We start from the raw sequence: 1,457 nt of genomic DNA, 5'->3' as shown, positions 1-1,457 counted from the left end.
GTCGCGGTCTGCACGCAAAGTGACCACTTCCTGACGCAACACGCTGATCTCTTCCCTGGCATCGGTATCCACGCCCGCAATCCCCTTGCCGAACTCGAAGGCCCAGAGGGCGACCGCTGCGGAAAACCCCAGCATCAGGGCACCGGCGATCCACCGCAAGGGCCAGGGGAGCGAGCTGCGCACCGACATGCGCGGGGAGCTGATCGTCAGCCGGCGGCGAAACAGGCGAAATTTCAAATCGGGGACCCTGCAGTTTTCGGTTCGAGGAGCTGCATTGTGCACGCAGACATCCGCTGAACCGCCCGATTCAGCCGTAAAGCCGGGTAAGGCTTTGCATCAGGAAAACTAAACGCTTACAAAGCATTGACAGGACGTTGCGGGCGCCACACAAATGCTTCGGCCATGAAAAAAGCCGCCGGGTAAACCAGGCGGCTTTTCGGGGACAGCGAAAGCGGCTAAATGTCGATTTAGCGCTTGCTGAACTGCTTGCGGCGGCGAGCTGAGCGGAAACCGACTTTTTTACGTTCGACTTCACGTGCATCGCGGGTCACAAAGCCAGCCTGGCTCAGGGCCGGCTTGAGCGTTGCGTCGTAATCGATCAGCGCACGGGTGATGCCGTGGCGCACTGCGCCGGCCTGGCCGGACTCGCCGCCGCCGTGGACGTTGACCATGATGTCAAACGTCTCGACGTGGTTCGTCAGAAACAGGGGTTGGCGGCAGATCATGATCGAGGTTTCACGACCGAAGAACACCTGGATGTCACGGTCATTGATCGTGATCTTGCCGGTGCCTTTTTTGATAAACACACGGGCGACGCTGGATTTGCGACGGCCGGTGCCATTGTTCCATTCACCAATCATCAATGGCTCCTTAGATGTCCAGCACTTTAGGCTGTTGGGCGGTATGCGGGTGCTCTGCACCACCGTACACCTTGAGTTTCTTGATCATGGCGTAGCCGAGCGGGCCCTTGGGCAGCATGCCCTTGACGGCTTTTTCCAAAGCGCGGCCGGGGTGCTTGGCTTGCATGTCGCGGAAATTGGTGGCAGTGATGCCGCCTGGATATCCGGAATGGCGATAGTAGATCTTGTCAGTCGACTTGGCGCCGGTGACGCGCAGCTGGGCTGCATTGATGATGACGATGAAGTCACCGGTATCGACGTGAGGCGTATAAATGGCCTTGTGTTTGCCGCGCAAACGGAGAGCAACTTCGCTGGCTACTCGTCCGAGGACCTTGTCGGTCGCGTCAATCACAAACCACTCGTGCGTCACATCAGCGGGTTTTGCGCTGAACGTTTTCATGAGTTTTCTTTCGAAAAAATGGTTTGTCGGGTTCTTTTCTGCGGTCGGTGTTCTTCTGATGAGAACCTCTTAGGCAGTATTTCAAGCTCTGCCGCGGAACCACTAGGCGCTGCAGAGCCCACGATTATATGAAAAATCAAAGACTTGCGTCAATATTC

The 1,457-nt window shown here is 57.0% G+C and carries 2 protein-coding genes and 1 pseudogene; all 3 read right to left on the bottom strand.

Annotated elements, in window-relative coordinates:
• A pseudogene (locus AC1D1P_RS23225) lies at positions 1–237 on the bottom strand (DUF6776 family protein); the annotation flags it as partial.
• Positions 238–467: 230 nt separating this feature from the next.
• Positions 468–860, bottom strand: a complete 393-nt coding sequence (rpsI, locus tag AC1D1P_RS23220; protein WP_007867568.1) for a 30S ribosomal protein S9 — start codon at positions 858–860, stop codon at positions 468–470.
• Between the two features lie 10 nt (positions 861–870).
• A complete protein-coding gene (rplM, locus tag AC1D1P_RS23215) occupies positions 871–1,299 on the bottom strand; it encodes a 50S ribosomal protein L13 (protein ID WP_007867557.1) in 429 nt (142 codons plus the stop codon).
• Between the last annotated feature and the right edge of the window lie 158 nt (positions 1,300–1,457).

The organism is Polaromonas sp. P1_E1_2 (assembly GCF_056406035.1).
This window is presented reverse-complemented; position numbering and strand designations above follow the sequence as displayed.